This window comes from Fulvivirga ligni (assembly GCF_021389935.1).
Lineage (GTDB): Bacteria > Bacteroidota > Bacteroidia > Cytophagales > Cyclobacteriaceae > Fulvivirga > Fulvivirga ligni.
Genome location: NZ_CP089979.1, coordinates 1,837,013 through 1,854,719, shown reverse-complemented (window position 1 = coordinate 1,854,719; position 17,707 = coordinate 1,837,013). Strand labels below are relative to the sequence as shown.

At 38.7% G+C, this 17,707-nt stretch carries 12 protein-coding genes; 2 read left to right on the top strand and 10 right to left on the bottom strand.

Going from position 1 to position 17,707, the window contains the following annotated elements; all coding sequences use genetic code 11:
• Positions 1-5: 5 nt before the first annotated feature.
• The 4 genes from LVD16_RS08280 to LVD16_RS08265 form a co-directional block, all read right to left on the bottom strand.
• On the bottom strand, positions 6-1,028 hold the full coding sequence (locus LVD16_RS08280) for a glutamine synthetase beta-grasp domain-containing protein (protein WP_233773459.1): 1,023 nt from the start codon (positions 1,026-1,028) through the stop codon (positions 6-8).
• Positions 1,029-1,051: 23 nt separating this feature from the next.
• Positions 1,052-1,585, bottom strand: coding sequence for a DUF4468 domain-containing protein (locus LVD16_RS08275; protein WP_233773458.1), 534 nt, complete (start codon positions 1,583-1,585; stop codon positions 1,052-1,054).
• Positions 1,586-1,595: 10 nt separating this feature from the next.
• On the bottom strand, positions 1,596-2,777 hold the full coding sequence (locus tag LVD16_RS08270) for a porin (RefSeq protein WP_233773457.1): 1,182 nt from the start codon (positions 2,775-2,777) through the stop codon (positions 1,596-1,598).
• 118 nt (positions 2,778-2,895) lie between these two features.
• Positions 2,896-4,143, bottom strand: a complete 1,248-nt coding sequence (locus tag LVD16_RS08265) for an ammonium transporter (protein WP_233774581.1) — start codon at positions 4,141-4,143, stop codon at positions 2,896-2,898.
• Between the two features lie 423 nt (positions 4,144-4,566).
• On the opposite strand from LVD16_RS08265, the gene LVD16_RS08260 reads away from it, so the two are divergent.
• The gene (locus tag LVD16_RS08260) at positions 4,567-4,755 is read left to right on the top strand and encodes a hypothetical protein (RefSeq protein WP_233773456.1); all 189 of its coding nucleotides are present in this window, start codon (positions 4,567-4,569) and stop codon (positions 4,753-4,755) included.
• Positions 4,756-4,774: 19 nt separating this feature from the next.
• Here LVD16_RS08260 and rseP read toward each other — a convergent pair whose 3' ends face one another.
• From rseP to LVD16_RS08240, 4 genes are read right to left on the bottom strand one after another with little or no spacing between them, the layout of a single operon-like run.
• A complete protein-coding gene (gene rseP, locus LVD16_RS08255) occupies positions 4,775-6,112 on the bottom strand; it encodes an RIP metalloprotease RseP (protein WP_233773455.1) in 1,338 nt (445 codons plus the stop codon).
• Positions 6,113-7,270 carry a 1-deoxy-D-xylulose-5-phosphate reductoisomerase gene (locus LVD16_RS08250; protein ID WP_233773454.1) on the bottom strand — a complete coding sequence of 386 codons (1,158 nt, stop codon included), beginning with the start codon at positions 7,268-7,270 and terminating at the stop codon, positions 6,113-6,115.
• Between the two features lie 23 nt (positions 7,271-7,293).
• Positions 7,294-8,046: a hypothetical protein gene (locus LVD16_RS08245; protein ID WP_233773453.1), complete on the bottom strand. Its 753-nt coding sequence runs from the start codon at positions 8,044-8,046 to the stop codon at positions 7,294-7,296.
• Positions 8,047-8,048: 2 nt separating this feature from the next.
• A complete protein-coding gene (locus LVD16_RS08240; protein WP_233773452.1) occupies positions 8,049-9,551 on the bottom strand; it encodes a GH3 auxin-responsive promoter family protein in 1,503 nt (500 codons plus the stop codon).
• A 153-nt stretch (positions 9,552-9,704) separates the two neighbouring features.
• Here LVD16_RS08240 and LVD16_RS08235 point away from each other — a divergent pair, with 153 nt between their 5' ends.
• Positions 9,705-11,159 (top strand): S1C family serine protease, encoded by a 1,455-nt coding sequence (locus tag LVD16_RS08235; protein ID WP_233773451.1) that lies wholly within the window; start codon positions 9,705-9,707, stop codon positions 11,157-11,159.
• Between the two features lie 67 nt (positions 11,160-11,226).
• On the opposite strand, the gene LVD16_RS08230 is transcribed toward LVD16_RS08235, so the two are convergent.
• A complete protein-coding gene (locus tag LVD16_RS08230) occupies positions 11,227-15,768 on the bottom strand; it encodes a DUF5686 family protein (protein WP_233773450.1) in 4,542 nt (1,513 codons plus the stop codon).
• Positions 15,769-16,068: 300 nt separating this feature from the next.
• Positions 16,069-17,241, bottom strand: coding sequence for a T9SS type A sorting domain-containing protein (locus LVD16_RS08225; protein WP_233773449.1), 1,173 nt, complete (start codon positions 17,239-17,241; stop codon positions 16,069-16,071).
• Positions 17,242-17,707 lie beyond the last annotated feature (466 nt).

Genomic DNA, 17,707 nt, shown 5'->3' with positions numbered 1-17,707 from the left:
TCAGCTTAAGCTGATACTGGCTCAGAAACTGATTTTACAGTTTTGATAATTCTGGCCGCAATTTTATAAGGATCACCGTTAGAAGCAGGTCTTCTATCTTCCAACCATCCTTTCCATCCGTTTTCTACGGTTGCGATAGGAATTCTTATAGAAGCACCTCTATCAGATACTCCATAGCTAAATTTATCGATAGACTGAGTCTCGTGAGCTCCAGTTAATCTCTGATCGTTATCAGCACCGTATACAGCAATGTGCTCTTTAATTACAGGTCCGAATGCTTCACAGATAGTATCATATACATCTTTAGTGCCTGCAGTTCTAAGAGCGCTGTTAGAGAAGTTAGCGTGCATACCAGATCCATTCCAGTCGCCTTTTAATGGCTTAGGATGCCAGTTGATAGACAAACCATATTTTTCAGCTGTTCTTTCTAATAAATATCTGGCAATCCAAATTTGATCACCTGCTTGCTCAGCACCTTTAGCGAAAATTTGGAATTCCCACTGTCCTGTAGCTACTTCAGCATTAATACCTTCTACATTGATACCTGCTTCAAGGCAAAGATCTAAATGCTCTTCGATAATTTCTCTACCATATGCATTTTTAGCACCTACTGAGCAGTAGTAAGGCCCTTGAGGACGAGGATAACCACCAGTAGGGAAACCTAATGGAAGGTTAGTAGAAGGATCCCACAAGAAATATTCTTGCTCAAATCCGAACCAGAAGTCGTTATCATCATCATCGATTAGAGCACGACCGTTAGTTACGTGTGGAGTACCATCAGGGTTAAGTACAGATGTCATTACCAGGTATCCATTTTTTCTGTCTGGATCCGGGAATATTGCTACAGGCTTTAACAGACAATCTGAAGAGTTTCCTTCAGCCTGCTCGGTAGAACTACCGTCGAATGACCATATTGGGCAGCTTTCTAGTTTTCCATCAAAGTCAGAAACAATTTTAGTTTTGCTTCTCAAGCTTTGCGTAGGCTTGTACCCATCAAGCCATACGTATTCGAGTTTTGATTTTCCCATAGTTTTGATTTATTAGTTATTAGTTACCATTCAGTTGTTTCGTTGTCTTTTTCTTTTATTATTTCAGATTTCAGCCTGGCAGCGAGGTCTGACAAATACTCCTCACTTTCGCTTTTTATTTTTTTGAGCAAAGCTTTACGCTGCTTAAATTCTTCTTCTATCACAGCTTCTTTTTTTCCCTTTAATTCAAACCTTCCGTAGCGATTACGCTCCATTGGAGTGAAATAAAAATCATATGCTCTATACCTGAATTTTTCATCTTTTACGTCAACGTCAATGGTAAAATCAAGCTCTCCGGCAGGGTTTCCTACTTTGCCCACAATGCTATTCGCCACTGTAATATCCACCTTTATATTAATGGTGTTTTCATTTACAATATTTACTGAAGCACTATCATAAATAGAATACATGGCCAGTGATAAACTCTCATATAGAGTTTGTTTAGCCACCCCCTCACACGATATTACTTCCTGATAAGATAGACTATCCACCACCTCTCCTTTATGAGGGGTAATGAGAAGTATCACAGAAAACAATATCGCCGGAGTTAAAGTCATATAATTTTAATTAAAAAGAATAAACAGCTGCTAAAACGAAAGAACTTAGGCTTTTGCTAGCTTCATAATCCTTGTCGTAGAAATAATCCTCTGATGTAGAATCAAGTCTGAATTCAGGAATGATAGTAAGATTACCTACTTTATAATTAGCTGAAAGTGTTAGATCGATTACACTTCCATCTCCATCGGCATCATAACCGATAGGAGCAGCTCCTGAACCATCAATAAGCCCACCATTGAACATTTTAAAGTACTCCACTCTTGCGCCTACAGAAAAAGCTTCTGATGCTGCTACCTGAAAGTAGCCAGCCACACCATAAAATCCAGATCCATCTCCATCGGCATCTTCCAATTGACCTAATGCATCTATGGCTTCACCTGCAGATGTAGTATTGTAAGTGGCATTAACACCTAAGTAAACAGCATCTGAAAGATCCCATCCACCTGTAAGATCAACTTGAAAAGTAGTACCAGCAGAATTCTCGCCCGGTCCATCAAAATCCTCATCAAGTTTACCATCTTGATCTCCATATAGGAAATTAAGGTAAGCTCCTCCAAATCCTATCTGAGCTCCAAGTGTATAAGTTCCTGTAACGTTCAATTCTGTCATATCAGTTGGGTTCATGATAGCTAGCATAGCACTAACATCATCTGAAAATGCAAAATCTGCTTTCAACCCAGTATGAGAGAAGGGACCGTAAGAAAACATGTAAGAAGTAGAGTAATTAAAATTAGAAGCAGGTGAGATTACTTCATAACCTAAATAAGTATTGAAATTTCCTAAAGTTAAGGTTACCGCATCACTCACATTCCAGTAAGCATATAATTGGTTCACTATTTGAGAGCTCCCGCGGCCTGCATTATATAATGGAGAGCCAAAAACAGCATCTTCACCTCTAGGACCAAATACTAAATCAGCTACAAATCCAGCTTTTTCCCCTTCGTAAGAGGTTACAATGTTGGCCATCCCCAAAGCAAAGCCTGGTAAATTAGCGAAAGATGTCCCTGGAGCAGCATACCCAAAGTTGTCATCCACTTTATTGCGCGCTGAAAAATTTAGCCTGTAATAAGCATCCACAGAACCTGAAATACTAAGAGCCGGTTTTGACTCTTCTACTTCATCGTCCTGAGCGTTTACTTCTACCGTTCCTAAAAAAGTAGCTATCATTAGTAATAAATAATACTTTTTCATTTTAATTTGTGTTAAGGTTAATAGTTATGTTAGCTGTGAAGTCATATAAGGCCCTGGAAGATGGGTGAGAGCTCTTCCAGGGTGACTTCTAATATTGTTGATAAGATGTTAATGCATTTTATTCATCATAAACGATGGTATATCCTCTGATACCATGCTCATGACTGTCCATCCCTTGTCTTTCGTGCTCTGCAGATACTCTGATTCCCACTGTTAATTTCAATGCATAGAATATGATGAAAGCTGCTATAAACGCTGTAGCACCACAAGCTGCTACTCCGATAAGTTGTTTTACTAAGGTATGATCTGGATTTGAACTGAAAAGTCCAACCGCTAATGTTCCCCACACACCACAAGTAAGGTGTACTGAAACAGCACCTACTACATCGTCTAGTTTGAATTTATCTAATGATATTGCAGAAATTACAACCAGGATACCAGCAATAAAGCCTACAAGAAGGGCCCAGTTAGGAGAAATTACATCAGCACCGGCAGTGATACCTACTAAACCAGCAAGAATACCGTTTAGCACCATACCAAGGTCAAGTCTTTTGAAAGTGATAAGCGCAGTGAACATAGCTCCTAAACCACCTGTACAAGCAGCTAAAGATGTAGTAACTAGTACATAAGATACTGTAGCAGGATCAGCAGATAGTACAGAACCACCATTGAAACCAAACCAGCCTAACCATAATAAGAATACACCTATTACTGCCAAAGGCACACTAGAACCTGGCTTGTCTATTACTTTACCATCTACATATTTACCAATTCTTGGTCCGAGCACAATAATACCTGCTAAAGCTCCCCAGCCACCTACAGAGTGAACTAATGTAGAACCTGCAAAGTCATAGAATCCTAATTGATCTAACCATCCAGCACCCCATTTCCAGCTACCTACTATAGGGTATACAAGGCCAACGAAAATGAAAGTAAAGATTAAGTAAGTTGATAATTTGATACGCTCAGCTACAGCACCAGATACAATTGTAGCAGCAGTTGCAGCGAACATGGCCTGAAATAAGAAATCAGTCCAGTAAGTATAACCACCACTAGCATAGTCTACCGTGTTACCATTTTCTGGTAACGATAAACCAAATCCTGCAAAACCGAATATACCAGCATCACCTTCAGCAAAACCAGGGTACATAAGGTTAAAACCTACGAAGAAGTAAGTAAGAACTCCTATAATAGGTGTAAGTGTGTTTTTAAACAGGATGTTTACAGTGTTTTTCGCTTGACCAAAACCTGCCTCTACACCAGCAAAGCCGAGGTGCATAATAAAGACTAATGCCGTAGATAGCATCATCCATATGTTATTGGCGGTAAACAGGCCATTAGCTATTGCCTCTTGCTGAAGAGCCATAGCTTCATCGAGAATTACGCCTCCACCAGCGATCATGGAAGAAGAAAATTCTGTCAAATCTAATAATTGCATAATAAATGAATTAAATAAAAGGTTGATGTAATAATTATATTCTGCTAAAGAGTAAGCGCTCAATTCAACATCGAAGAAAAGCTAATTATTGGTAATTAGGAAATATTCAGGTATAAATTTTACCCCCAGATTAAAAAACCATGACCTAAATAAGCACTTATAGGGTATATATTACACCATCGTTAACGATAAATGTGAGTTATTTTAATATTATCACCTCGAATTGATACAATAATTTGCAAATTTTAAAATTGCAAACGTTGCAATTTTGAAAATGTTAAAATATTCGATTTCATCATTTTTCAAGACCTGAAAAACAATAAAATATTTAAATAATTACATAAATGATGGTTGTGGAAGTTTACCACGGAAGAACTTACATCAGAACAGGTAAGGATGAGCAGAGTGCATCCGTTTGAAAAGCGTCAAAATGACGATTTAACCATTGATGAAAATGATTTAGCAATCCTTAGAGCTTACATTCATAAGGAAGAGGGCTTAAAAACAAAAAAAGCCGTCAAAACTGACGGCTTTCCTTAAATGTGGTTCAAAAAACACCCTATCCTATCAAAGGCTTCAGGAATTCTTTGAAAATATCGTTGAAGAAAATAAATACCATTAAAAGAAGTAAAAATGCCATACCCACCTTTTGGGCATTTTCAAGGAACTTATCTGACGGCTTACGACCTGATATCATTTCGTAAGTAAGGAACATCACATGCCCTCCGTCAAGCGCTGGAATAGGTAGTAAGTTCATAAACGCAAGTACCATTGAAAGCAGACCAGTCATACTCCAGAATCGCTCCCAAATCCACTCACCACCGTAAGCTTTGGCTATACCAATAGGACCTGACAATGATTTAGTAACAGAAAGATCGCCACTGAACATTTTACCAAACGCCTTGATCTGCAAGAAAACTATTCCAAATGCTTTTTTAGTACCAAGACCTATAGATTGACCGAAAGAATAATCCTTCTTTTCTACTGGTACGTCTACAGCAAAACCTATTACTGAATCTTTTCCGAAATATTCGTTGTAGGTGAGCGTTTCACCCTCTCTTACCACCTCCATGGAGATGGAATCCTTATTATAGCCTTTTAATACATTCTGAATGTCTTCAAATTTGTTAATAGTTACACCACCAACATTTAGGAATTTATCCCCAGGCTTCAACCCTATTCTATCCGCAAGGCTACCTGCTTCTACACGCCCCACAACTGGAGGCATTTTATAGATATTAGGCATTACAAAGTTGCTTTGCGCCTCCTTTGAATTCATTTTATCAATAAAATCATCTGGAATGGCTATTCGCTTTGACTCGCCATCTCTTATAACGCTATAATAAGCGCCGGACCCCATGAATGTATTAGGGTTAAGAATCTCTGAAAAATCATGCACTTCCTGACCATTAATCTTTACAATCTGATCACCAGTTTTCAAACCCAGCTCCTCACCAAGATCTAAAGCTACAATTCCGCCATTTTCATTAACCATGTCATTAGAAATGAACATTTCACCATACACAAAGGTGAGACACACGAAAATGATTATACCGGTGATAACATTTACAATGATACCTCCAAGCATTACAATAAGCCTCTGCCAGGCTGGCTTTGATCTAAACTCATATGGTTTTGGTGGCTCTTTCATAGCCTCAGTATCCATAGACTCATCGATCATACCTGAAATTTTAACGAAACCACCTAATGGGATGGCGCTAAGCGCATATTCTGTTTCTCCGTATTTGAAACTAAAAATCCGAGGGGGAAAACCTATAGAGAACTGCTCCACTCTCATTCCGAACATCTTGGCAGCAAGTAAATGCCCCATTTCATGCAGTCCCACTAAAATTGATAAGCTCAGAATGATCTGAGCCGCCATAATTAATCCTTCCATTTATTTAATTAATTGAAGTGCTTTTATTCTTGTTTCTTTGTCTGTGTTTACGTAATCCTCTAAAGAAGGAGTACTAATAAACGAAATTTTCTCCATACATTTCTCCACAATGTCAGACATTTGAAGAAAACCAATATTATCTTTTAAAAATTCCTCCACCGCTATTTCATTGGCAGCGTTTAAGATACATGGCATATTGCCTCCTTTCTTAAGTGCCTCATAAGCAAGTGCTAAATTCCTAAAAGTGGTAGTATCCGGCTGCTCGAACGTGAGCTGAGGATACTGGGTAAAATCAAACCTTGGGAAGTTTGACTTGAGCCTTTCCGGGTAAGCTATAGCATATTGTATAGGCAATTTCATGTCTGGCAAGCCCATTTGAGCTTTGATGGAACCATCCTCAAACTGCACCATAGAATGGATGATAGATTGCGGATGCACCACTACATCAATTTGCTCTGGCTTTAAATTGAAAAGCCACTTCGCTTCAATTACCTCCAGCCCCTTGTTCATTAATGATGCCGAATCAATAGTAACTTTGGCTCCCATATCCCAATTAGGATGCTTTAAAGCCTGTTGTTTGGTAACATGGGCGAGTTCTTCAGGATTCTTTCCTCTAAATGGACCTCCAGAAGCTGTAAGTATGATCTTTTCAATGGGATTATGAAAATCACCTACCAGGCATTGAAAAATAGCGGAGTGTTCTGAATCTACAGGATAGATATTTACAGCCTTTTCCTGGGCAAGCTTGGTAATTAACTCACCTGCCACTACCAATGTCTCCTTATTGGCTAATGCAATATTTTTACCTGATTCGATGGCTCTGATAGTCGGCTTTACACCGCTATAGCCCACCAAAGCGGTGAGTACTACATCTATGCTATCCATGTCAGTGACTGATGCCAGTGCTTTCTCCCCTGCATACACCTTTATATCCTCAGGATCCAAAGCGTCGAACACTGTTTTGTAATGAGCATCATTAGAAATAACAACAGCGTTTGGTTTATATTTCCGAGCTTGCTGTATAAGTAGCTCGTAATTATTCTGAGCAGTAAGCACTTCTACCTGAAAACTTTCAGGATTAGCTTCTATCACTTCCAGTGCCTGAGTACCAATAGATCCCGTAGACCCGAGTATGGCTATATTTTTCTTTTCTGACAAAACGTTTTTATTCTAAACTAAATTTACGCTAGCGTATCTCTATATTTTAAAAGTTGAATCCAACCCTCTTCAGTTTTAAGCTTGAGGTTCTCCTTTTCAATATATTCCTTTAATTGATCTCTCTGTTCCGGGAATAAATCATAGACCTCACCTTTATATAGTCGGCTATATTTTAAATCTTCCTCATCAGTAGCCGTACCTTCAGGCTTTTTGCGCCTATAATGTAAAAGAAAAAATTGACTGAATTTTGAGGTTTCAATAATCTTAGCTTTCATCATAGGCTCAGGCTCTTGATTCAATTTCACCAAATAGATGGTTCTTTCTACATCTTCGTATTCATATTGATATATTGTCTGATTATCATAACCGACATCTTGATCTTGCTTCACAATCATATCATGCCTGCACAATAAAGCTACATCTTTAGCCTGATACAACACCTTATAAAATACGAACTTTGCTCTATTAGTCATTTCGTTTTTAAAGGGTAAAGAATAGTATACACTTAATGCCCCCTCATTAGTATACTGGAAAGATAAAGCCTGTTCTGATGTAAATGATCGTATCTTATCATCGTTTCTCAAACGAAGCAGATCATTTATGAAATTATAGTTAAGCTCTCCTGTTAGAACTTTACCATTTTCGAGCGTCACTTGACCTTCATACCACAGCTCCTGCTCAATTTCAAAGTTTTTAATATGCCCTTTCTTAGGCCTCAGCTGAGCTTTGACCGTAAGAGATAAAAAAATTATGACCAGGGTTAAAAATAATCGCATCACTAAGATTGTATTCTGTAACTCATTAATGCATCAGCAATTTTCCTATCATTAGATAACCTGGGCACTTTATTTTGGCCACCTAGCTTACCTTGAGACTTCATATAATTAATAAAGGAATCTTTCTGAAGTGACACCACTTCCAGGTTTCTCAGAATGTTACCCGTAAGCAGATCATCATAGTAACTATTTAATTTTTGAAGCTGCGAATTTAGCTCTTTTTCAAAGGCTTTCAAATCTGATGGTGGATTTGAGAACTCAACATACCACTCATGCAAAGGTAAACCTTCTTCAGGCGTAACCTGAGGGGCTACTGTAAACTCCACAATTTCTACGTCTTCATACTTCTCTAGCGTAAACTTCATGGCCTTTTCTACCTCCTCACCTATCACGTGCTCACCAAAAGCGGAGATAAAATGCTTTATTCTGCCTGTTACCAATAATCTATGTGGATACTTTGAAACAAACTTCACGGTATCTCCAATGCTATAACCCCATAAACCTGCATTACTACTGAGCACCACTGCATAGTTCACCCCTACTTCTACTTCTTCAATGGTTAACCTTCTGGGGTTATCATTAAAAAACTCATCTGCCGGTATAAACTCATAGAATATTCCTGAATTAGCCAATAAAAGCAGGCCTTCTTCAGTTTGAGTATCCTGATAAGCGATAAAACCTTCCGAAGCCGGATAGGTCTCCACTGAATCTACCTTCTTCCCTATGGTTTCATATAATTTCGCCCGATAAGGCTCAAAATTCACCCCTCCATAAACAAAGAGTTCAAAATCAGGGAATACATCTTTAATTTTCTTACCTGTTCTATTCTGAATTCGATCAAAATACATTTGTACCCATGGCGGAATCCCAGAGATGAGACTCATATTCTTATCAATGGTCTCGTCTATGATCTTCTCAAGCTTTTCTTCCCAGTCTTCAATACAATTAGTCTCATAGCTAGGCATCTGATTAGTTCTGAGGTACCCAGGCACATGATGATTTACTATACCCGACAGTCGGCCGGTGTTGATACCTGCTGTTTTAGTCAAAATAGGACTACCTGACAAGAAAATAAGGCTTCCATCTAAAAACCTGGACTTACCAGTTTCATGCACATAGCTTAATAATGCATCTCTGGCAGAATTGATATGATTAGGAATCGACTCTTTAGTAATAGGAATATATTTGGTGCCTGACGTAGTACCTGAGGTTTTAGCAAAATATTCAGGTTTTCCAGGCCAAAGGATATCGCTTTTGCCGCCTACCACTTCTTTTACATAAGGAGACAGTAGTTCATAATCTCTCACTGGTACTCTTTCCTGAAAATCAGCAAAGTTTCTTATTTCAGAAAAACCATGATCCTGACCAAACTTGGTGTTAGCAGCTGTTTTGACAATATTTTTAAAAATCTGCTCCTGATATTTACCAGGCTGTGCTGACCATTTTTTTTGCTGCTTCACCACATAAGAGGCGAATGGTTTACTTAAAGTAGATCGAATACCCATAGCGCAAAGATAATTAACTCTGTTTCTTAGCCTTCATTAAAAGTGAAAAGCTCATTAACAAATATTTACATTTAAATTTAAAACTTGACGGAAAATGTAACGTTCTTTATACCAGCACAATTTTTGTTCACTTAAACAGTAAAAAACAGAGATATGCGAAAGACGCTTCAAATTGTATTATTAAGTTTTACCGCAGGGCTTGGAGGAGCATTTACATTTGAACTTATAAAACCAAAAGCAGATGTAGATCAGGCTTCAGCGTCTGACAGCTTCCAGCTTGTTCACAACACAGACACCCCTAATTATACTACATCAAAGGCAGCCATACCTGACATTACTTCTGATTTTGTAATGGCTTCAGAGACTAGCACGAAGAGTGTGGTATATATCAAAAACATTTCAAAAACAGCTTATAGAACTACCTATTTAGATTGGTTTTTTGATAATTCGCCGAGCAGGCAAACCCAAATCAGTAGTGGATCCGGCGTTATCTTTTCTGAAGACGGGTACATTGTAACCAATAATCACGTGGTGCAGGATGCTGATAAGCTTGAGGTAGTATATAATAAAAACATATATACAGCCGAGCTGATCGGAACCGACCCTTCCACGGATCTTGCTGTGCTCAAAATAGATGAAAAATCATTACCAGCTGTGCCTATCGGTAGCTCTAAGAACCTGAAGGTAGGAGAATGGGTGATTGCAGTGGGCAACCCGTTCAATTTAACCTCCACCGTAACAGCAGGCATAGTTAGTGCTAAAGGTCGTGAGATCAATATCTTGCAGGGCAAATTTCCTATTGAATCTTTCATACAAACTGATGCCGCCATTAACCCCGGAAACAGCGGGGGAGCTCTGGTAAATAAAAATGGAGAGCTGGTAGGCATTAACACCGCCATTTTATCTCAAACCGGATCTTATGCTGGTTATGGTTTCGCGGTGCCCATTGATATTGTAAAGAAAATTGTAGGCGACCTCGTAGAATACGGTGAGGTACAAAAAGCCTTCTTTGGCGGAGAAGTATCTGACTTTGATGCGGCCGTGGCCAAAAGGCTAGACATAAAAGACAATGCCTCTTATAATGGAGTATTGCTGAGCTATGTTCAGAAAGACGGAGCAGCAGCCAAAGCAGGCCTTGAAGAAGGTGACATCATATTGGCTGTGAATGAAATGACCACCAATACAAGGAGTGCCTTTGAGGAAGAGTTGAGCTATCATTCTCCTGGAGACAAAATCAGTTTTACTTACAAACGAGATGGAAAAAGAAATACAGCTAACCTTACACTTACAAACAGAGAAGGAACAACCAGCATTTTGAAGAGGGAAATTTTCACCTCTGAATCTTTAGGAGCTCAGTTTGAAACAGTACCGAAAGTAGAGCGAGATCTGCTAGGTATTGAATATGGTGTGAAGGTTTTTAATATTCAAAATGGCCTTTTACGAAGAGTAGGTATATCTGAAGATTTCATTGTTACAGATATTAACAGAGTAGCTATAAAAGAACCTGAAAAACTGGTTGATATCCTTGAAAAGATAAGAGGCCGGGTAATTATAGAAGGCGTTAATAACAAAGGAAGAGAAGGTTATTACTCTTTCTATTTGAGATAAATAAAAGAGGCTTTATTAAAAGTAGAATAAAGAATACCTACTTTTAATAAAGCCTCTTTTTCACTTTTTATAGATTAGAAATACCAATCCAAATCCTTACTCCGGTTTTCACCTTATCTATATCATCATAACCGGCGGCAAAATCTACCCGCATTACTTTAAATATATTTTCAACTCCGAAATAAAGTTCGGTATACTCCCTATCACCGGCTTTTAAGAGATTGACACCACCCAAGGCCTGGAACTTCAGTTTTCTTACCAATGGAAATTTATTTAACAGAAAGCCATTGAAGTGATGCTCGTAGTGACCTTCCCAATAAGTACTGGTGGTACTTTTGCTGTAATAATCAAGGATATGGAAGGCAGTTAGCGGCGAACGATCCCTTCCATAATACTCTTGCTTATTTAAAAATATAGTTTCATTACCCTGGAAATGCTTGTAGTCTAAAAACGGCACTGCAGACTTATTGAAGAATCCTCCAAAAGTGATATCATAAGACGACACCCCTAAAAGTCCTAAGTCCAGATTATCGCCTATAACTATATTGGCAAAATCAAAGTCTACATCGCTACCTAAAGCTGATATACCTTTTTTATAGTTTAACGTGAGTGTTGGGTATTTAGAACCATATATCACCTTCCTATCTGGTCGGGTAGCATACTTTTGCTTGATCCTGAAACGAGCCTGCATCTTAAACATTAGAGCCTGATGCTCAGAGAAAAGTGGTTCATCAGAATATGGAGATAATGGATTATTAGAAGTATACATTCTATCTTCCTTTTCCGAAACAAAGGCATAATCAGAGTGATTTACCATAGGCTTTCGGTTTTCATAGCCTAACTGCCCTGTAAGTAAAATACCATTGGTCACCTCCTTCTGATAGCCAGCCTCAAAAAACTGCTTCTGGTAAAGCTTCATGTAATTGTCTCTACCAAAAAGTGAATATGAAGCGTTGACGATAGGTGAAATAGGATCTAAGTTATTAATCTGAGCCACAGTTTGACCTCCGGAGAAGGAAATCCGCTCCATGGTCATGTTATTCAGCGTTTTAGCAAAAGCTCCCGTAACATTAAAGCCCTGATTAGCAAAGCCATATCTGAGCGTGCCGCTGAGGTAATAGCTTTTCTTATCGAAAGTCCACCATTCCCCTTTGTATCTACTCCATTTGAAATTTGCCACCAAACCTTCTACCGTGTTGAACTGTAGCATTTCCAGCAAACCCGAGAAATTATAATATGTATTTTTATATCTATTGCGTATGCTTACACCCGTAAGAAGCTCACCCCACTTTACTTTATTCCTCACTCTATCTAAGGAGTCCAGATACTCTTTGGACTGATGCAGCTTTTCGGTGCTATCACTTTTATAATAGTATTTGATCTCTTCATCTGTGAGTACCACAGGTCTATGTTCTACCCAGTAAGATGAGTCCTTTTTATTGGCCTCCTTTTCTATTTTGAAGATCTCATTATTAAAGAGGTTTTTAGGAAAATCCGGATTCACCTCATAGTTTTTATAACTTATGATATTATTAGTAGAGCCTGCAAAACCGAAGATTTTAATTTTAGAATAAGTTTTGAGCAACAGCGGCATCCATAAGTCCTCTTCTATTTTCACATAATCCTGCTCTATGTGCAGCGTATCATAAAATTCTATCTGCCTATTAGTCAATATCATATCTACACCTACAACATTCCAGGTATCCTCAGCTATGTAAATGTTACCAGCAAACACAGGGTCATTTCTTCGCCTGGGTATTACCTCTATCTTATTTACTTTACTTCCTTGCTTTTCTATTTCACCCAGATATTTGTACCTATAAAACATCGGACCATTGGCCGCAATTGGACTCACTATTCCTCTGGCAGCCAAATCACCGATATCTATGAGGTTTTGATAATAGTTGAAATCAATTTGGCCTGCCTGGTTCCAGCTATAGCCCTGACTCCAACCACCTACTTTAGAGGAAATCATGACCTCCTTTACTTCATCAGGCTGCTTTTTATACAGTTCTGAGATGGATTCACTTAGATAAATGAGTCCAAGGTCTGTACTATCTGGCAAGTCCTCTTTTGGCAGGAAGGCAGGGAGCTTTTCAGGAATCTCATCCAGCCGATCAAAGGACTTCATATATACATCAGCAGAGAAACCATCTACCGCTTTTAGATAATCTTTTCTTTTGGCCATGGCTTTTTTAATAATCTCATAACCAGCATCTTCATAGCTATCACTCACCACTATGTCTTTTAACATGATGGCATCTGAGGACAATTTAACATCGAGATCTACATCTCCTTTTACATTGATGTCCTTTACAGTATTCGTGTAGGCCACATGACTAAATACAATTTGATAATTGCCACTTCTTAAATCCAGGGCATACTCACCATTGGTGTTAGTAGTAGTACCTGTGGTAGAGCCTTTTAGGAAAACATTTACGAATGGCATCGGCTCACCATCAGGATCAGTAACTGTACCCCTTATGGTACCATAGCCAGCATCTACACCTACAGCATTAAGCATAAACGACTGCTCAAAGGCCTGTTGTTTTAACCAACCATCCCTACCTGAGCTTAGGCCATGGCCTGCATTCATTACTGTTTTCAGATAAAGCCTATTATCATCCGTTTTGGTAGCTCTCAATTTTGCCACGTATTTGGCTGGCTCCCAGTATGCTACATTTTTGTCATTATAGCCACCCTGAACCAACATCATAGGATAATCCTGAGCCTTAATGTTATCATAAGGAGAGTATGACATCATGTAATCGAAGTATCCTTTTTCATTTGGATTACCCCATTCATCGTACTCAAAGGTAGTTAGAGGAATAGTTTCGTCCAGCATGGTGTTAACTACATCCACAAAGGGCACATTCACAATGGCAGCCTGATACAAATCAGGGCGCATATTTAATACCGCTCCCATCAGTAAACCTCCTGCACTAGTGCCGGATATCACTAACTTTTTATTATTGGTATAACCTTCATTAATCAGATATTCAGAACAAGCAATAAAATCAGTAAAGGTATTTTTCTTATTATAGAGTTTACCTGCTTCGTACCACTCAGGACCATACTCTCCGCCGCCTCTTATATGAGCTGTAGCCATAACAAAACCTCGCTCCAACATGCTGATCTCATCCAAACTGAAACTAGGAAAGTTTGTACTACCATAAGAACCATAGCCCTTTAGCCACACTGGATTTTGGCCGTTCAGCTCTAAACCTTTTTTATACATTACAGAAATTGGAATTTCAGTACCATCATCAGCAGTAGCAAAAAGGCGGGCTGTAATATAATTATCAGACTCATAACCAGGCACTTCCGATTCTTTATAAATAGTTTTCTCCCGGGTTCTCAGATTATATTCATACATTACTGAAGGCTGCTTTTGCGAGGAATAGCTGTACAACAGAATGTCAGGGCCGTATTCCAGCTCAATCCTTCCGGAAACGGTATATGAAGGATCAGGAAACTCCAGCCTATAGCTTTCTTGTGTTTTGCGGTTAGTCACCATAATTGAAGGAAGACCATCAATCAGCTGATTCACCACCATAAAATCCGGAGAAAGCGAAAAGCCATTTAAAGGAATAGTATCATTGGCCGGGAAGAAGGGCTCCCAATTCTCTTCTGAAACCTGCTCCTCTGGGGTACGGACAATATCACGATTTTTGTTTGGGAAGTTTTTAGTCACGTAGAAATATTCTTCGCCCGGAAAATGATTAATAGAATATTTCTGATCATTTCTTCGCTCCCTAAAAAGCTTTAGTCGAGAGCCTGGATTATCAGCTTCCATAAACCTGATTTCTGAGGACAGCGTAACTGATGAGCTTATTAAAATGTATTTTTTCGAAGTAGTTTTAGCGAGTCCTAAGGCACGTGTTTTATCCTTTTCCTCAAAAAGCACTTTATCATTTTTCACGTCATCTCCCCGCCTGTGCGTGAGCACTACATAATCTCTATTAGTAGTATCCTTTTTAGTATAGGCTATGGTTTTACTATCATTAAACCAAACCATAGAGCCTACCCGATGAAGCTCATCATTAATCACTTCTCCGGTATTAAGATCTTTAAAATAAACACTGGTCTTATGTCCTCCAGTATAATCTATTTGGTAAGCAAGCCATTGATGATCAGGACTTATTTGAGTCCGTACGGCAATGTATCCTAATCCATCAGCCAGCTTATTGACATCCAATAGCACTTCCTCCTCGGCATCCATGCTACCTTTTTTTCTGCATAAAATGTTATAATTTTTATCCTTCTCATAGCGATTATAATAGTAATAGTCATCTATCTTATTCGGGGCCGACGTTTCCCGCTCCTGTATTCGGCTCTTCATCTCTTCGAGTAATTTCTCTCGGATCCAATCGCCACTTTTGGTCATTCGCTGGGCATAACCATTTTCTGCAGAGAGGTAGTTAATCACCTCATAATCTCCTTTTTTCCGGAGCCAATAGTAATTATCTTTTAAGGTATCTCCATGGATAATGGTAAGGTGCTCTTCTTTCTTAGCCACTGGAGGCTCAATGCTTTGAGCATGAATAAATGAAGCAATAAAAAGTAATAGAAGGATCGTTATCCCTCTGGTTTTTAAGGCAATAGACATATAGTTGTTAATGTTGAGTTTGACTTATAAAAGTTGAAAACTTAAAAATATTGTGTTTCCAATACAAAAAATGATTTACCTTTTACAAGTACACTAAAAACTGGTTAGGTTCAATGCTAAGTCTATTTTTTGAAGCCATTAAAAGAAATGCTATTTCGCAGGGGATGATATGCAATAGTGGGCTACAGGACATTCACTACAAATTTTCAGCATAACAAACTGAAAGTGTAGATTGATAATATAATTAAAAAGAGACATGATAAAGAAGATACCCCGCATGAAGCGGAGTATCTATTTCAATTATTCTATTACAAATTTGGTAATACTAACTTCCTCTTGATCACCACTGATCGATTTTACCAGATACATGCCTTTGGTAAATTCAGATGTATTAATTTCCAGATTAGCGTCCTCTACTTCTAACTGCATTACCATCTTTCCGGAGGTATCCATAATAACAATCTGCTTAGGAGCATTATCCTTTTGGAAGTTCATACTAAGTATCCCACCTTGCTTAATAGGATTTGGATATATGCCTAAGGCATCATCTTCTATAATTGTAGGTTCGCCTACTCTCATAAAACTGTTAGGACCACCATATCTTACCAGCATTTGAACCCAAGGTGAAGATCCACATCTGTTACTTCTCTTAGCCTGAACATAGGCCTCCTGAAGCACAGGGTATGATCCTCCATTGTGGGAAACATATGCATTAGACCCACCGGTAGAATAAATGGATAGAGCACCCCCCGGATCAGACAAAGACCACGAATATATTCCAGGATCACTTGGCGCATACATTGCTTTATACTCATAATTTGAAGAGCCTCTGGGAATATACATTTGACCTGTAACATACATTGGAGCTCCTGCTGCGGTAATAGTATGCGAACCTGTTCTCCAGGATGAATAAGTAGTACCACAGGCAGTGTTTTTTCCTCTTGCCTGAAAGTTGAAAGTACATCCGGAAGTAGATAGCACTCGAATGGTAGATCCGGTGCTACTACCCTGGATGGTAGCATTGCTTACGCTCCACTGGTAGCTCGAAGCATTACTGGAAGAGGTACTTAAATCGAATAAATATCCAGATACATGCGATACCGTAATAACTGATGGCGTTCCAGGCGTTTGTCCATTTACAACTGAGACATTTCGCGAATCATAAGAGTTATAGCACGAACCACCACCATAGGAATAGGCATTCATTACCACAGTGATGGAAGTGGTAGAGCTGCCAGGATTAAAAGAAAAGTAACTTCCGTATGATGATGCTATAGCTGATCCATTTCTATAGGCTACCCATTGGATTTGATAACTGCACTGGTCATATGAAGTAGTATACGTAGCAGTATTATTCGTACATATAGTGGAAGGGCCTACAATATAAACATAAGCCTGAGCAGCAGTACTGAGCACCACTGAAAAAAGGAGCAATAAGATGCCCCTTGTTAAAATTTGTAAGTTGTTTTTCATGATAATTGGTTTTAGGTTAAGTAGATTTTATCTACAATTTTTATAAGATAATTATAAATAAAACTCAGAAAGATCATGCTTCAATCAAAATATTACCTATGTATGCTAAGTGAAGAATTTAGCAGAGGATTATGGATAGAATTAATAAGAGGGGTTGATTATAAATGGTGAATTTGCAGTGGGTATGAAGTTGTTTGATGAGTATGCAGTATTTGAACGGTGAGATGCCGGATATTTCTCCGCTACGCTACGAAATTCCGGCATGACGTACTTGTGGGGTACGCTGCACAATTCCGGCATGACGTATCTGTGGGATACATGGCGAAATTCAGGTATGAGGTATTTGCAGAGTACACTGCTCAATGTGGTCATGGTCTCCGACAAACTAAACAGATAGCTGTGTTTCTCTTGCTGCCCAGTCGTGAGGTGATAGAAGATAGAAAAATAGGCCAATCTCAAGTCCTTA

What these genes read in the sequence shown, in the direction of transcription:
- LVD16_RS08280 (WP_233773459.1), bottom strand. Translation starts at nt 1,028, where the DNA reads ATGGGAAAATCAAAACTCGAATACGTATGGCTTGATGGGTACAAGCCT.
- LVD16_RS08275 (WP_233773458.1), bottom strand. Translation starts at nt 1,585, where the DNA reads ATGACTTTAACTCCGGCGATATTGTTTTCTGTGATACTTCTCATTACC.
- LVD16_RS08270 (WP_233773457.1), bottom strand. Translation starts at nt 2,777, where the DNA reads ATGAAAAAGTATTATTTATTACTAATGATAGCTACTTTTTTAGGAACG.
- LVD16_RS08265 (WP_233774581.1), bottom strand. Translation starts at nt 4,143, where the DNA reads ATGGCTCTTCAGCAAGAGGCAATAGCTAATGGCCTGTTTACCGCCAAT.
- rseP (WP_233773455.1), bottom strand. Translation starts at nt 6,112, where the DNA reads ATGGAAGGATTAATTATGGCGGCTCAGATCATTCTGAGCTTATCAATT.
- LVD16_RS08245 (WP_233773453.1), bottom strand. Translation starts at nt 8,046, where the DNA reads ATGCGATTATTTTTAACCCTGGTCATAATTTTTTTATCTCTTACGGTC.
- LVD16_RS08240 (WP_233773452.1), bottom strand. Translation starts at nt 9,551, where the DNA reads ATGGGTATTCGATCTACTTTAAGTAAACCATTCGCCTCTTATGTGGTG.
- LVD16_RS08235 (WP_233773451.1), top strand. Translation starts at nt 9,705, where the DNA reads ATGCGAAAGACGCTTCAAATTGTATTATTAAGTTTTACCGCAGGGCTT.
- LVD16_RS08230 (WP_233773450.1), bottom strand. Translation starts at nt 15,768, where the DNA reads ATGTCTATTGCCTTAAAAACCAGAGGGATAACGATCCTTCTATTACTT.
- LVD16_RS08225 (WP_233773449.1), bottom strand. Translation starts at nt 17,241, where the DNA reads ATGAAAAACAACTTACAAATTTTAACAAGGGGCATCTTATTGCTCCTT.